Raw genomic sequence first — 1,468 nt, 5'->3', positions numbered from 1 at the left:
CCCGCACCCAGCGCCGCGCCGATGGTGGCGGTGCCGACGTTGTAGACGGTACTTGTCCGCACGCCCGCCAGCAGCACGGGCAAACTCAGGGGCAATTCCACCCGCCACAGCCGCTGGGCACCTGTCATGCCCATGCCCCGCGCCGCGTCCCGGATGGCGGGGTCCACGCTGAGCAGTCCGGCGATGCCGTTGGACACGACCGGCACCAGCCCGTAGAGCACCAGCCCCAGAAGCGTCGGCTTCAGACCCAATCCCAGCGTGGGCACCGCCAGGGCCAGAATCGCCAGGGTGGGCACCGTCTGGCCCAGTCCGGTCAGGGCTTCGACCAACCGCCGCAGAGCCGTGCGTCCGGGTCGGGTCACGGCGACGGCGAGGGGAACGCCCAGCAGCAGCACCAGCAGTTCCGCGCCCAGCACCAGCCCCAGATGAACCAGCGCCAGCCGGTACAGCGGCGTGTCCCCGATGTTGGGCGGTTGCCCGTCTGCCGACAGCGGAGCCAGCAGCGACGGCAGCACGCCCGGCAGCAGCCCCAGCACCAGCAGGCCCGTCCAGAACAGGGCAGGCCACACCCGACGCAGGCGGTGGGGAGCGCGGGTGGGGGAGAGGGTCGTCATTCGCGCGGCCCCAGGTCGTGCCAGTTCAGCACGCCGCGCACCTGTTCGCCGTCCATCACGGCCACAGCTTCGGCCCGTTCACGCAGCATCACACTTAGGGCGCTGCGGGCGTCAAGGGTGCTGTCCACCCTCGGCAGGTTCTGGACGTTCTGGCCGGGGGCGGCAGGCCGGGCCAGTTCCCCGGCGCGGCGGCCCGCCAGTTGGCGCAGCAAGGCGTCCTCGCCCAGAAATTGCCGCACGAATTCGCTGACCGGGCGGCGCACCAAGTCGTCGGGCGTGCCGAACTGCGCCAGTTCTCCGGCGTTCAGCAGCGCCACCTTGTCACCCATCTTCAGCGCCTCGTCTATGTCGTGGGTGACCATCACCACCGTCTTTTTCAGGCGGCGCTGAATGTCCAGAAAGCCGTCTTGCACCCGTTCGCGGGCCAGTGGGTCGAGGGCACCGAAAGGCTCGTCCATCAGCAGCACCGGGGGGTCGGCGGCCAGCGCCCGCGCCACCCCCACGCGCTGCTGCTGCCCGCCCGAAAGCTCATGCGGGTGCTTGTGGGCAAACTGCCCCGGCTCCAGCCCCACCAGATCAAGCAGTTCCAGCACGCGGCGCTGTGTGGCGGCCTTCGGCTGTCCCAGCAGGTCCGGCACCGTCGCCACGTTCTGCGCGACCGTCAGGTGCGGAAACAGGCCGATCTGTTGAATGACATACCCCATGCGGCGGCGCAGCACCTCCGGGCGCAGATGGCGCGTGTCCTCGCCGCCGACCAGAATCCGGCCCCCTGTCGGCTCGATCAGGCGGTTGATCATCCGCAGCGTGGTCGTCTTGCCGCAGCCCGAAGGCCCCAGCAGCGCCGTGATTTCGCC

General features: G+C 70.2%; 2 protein-coding genes. Both read right to left on the bottom strand.

Going from position 1 to position 1,468, the window contains the following annotated elements; translation table 11 throughout:
- The coding region (locus Q4C89_RS07985; protein WP_303102077.1) for an ABC transporter permease at positions 1–614 on the bottom strand (614 nt) is incomplete at its 3' end.
- A partial coding sequence (locus Q4C89_RS07980; RefSeq protein ID WP_303102076.1) for an ABC transporter ATP-binding protein occupies positions 611–1,468 on the bottom strand: 858 nt, incomplete at its 5' end. The genes Q4C89_RS07985 and Q4C89_RS07980, both read right to left, overlap by 4 nt.

Origin of the sequence: Deinococcus sp. (assembly GCF_030523985.1) — a bacterium.
Lineage (GTDB): Bacteria > Deinococcota > Deinococci > Deinococcales > Deinococcaceae > Deinococcus.
Note: the sequence above shows the minus strand (reverse complement) of the source record. Positions and strands in the feature narration are given on the sequence as shown.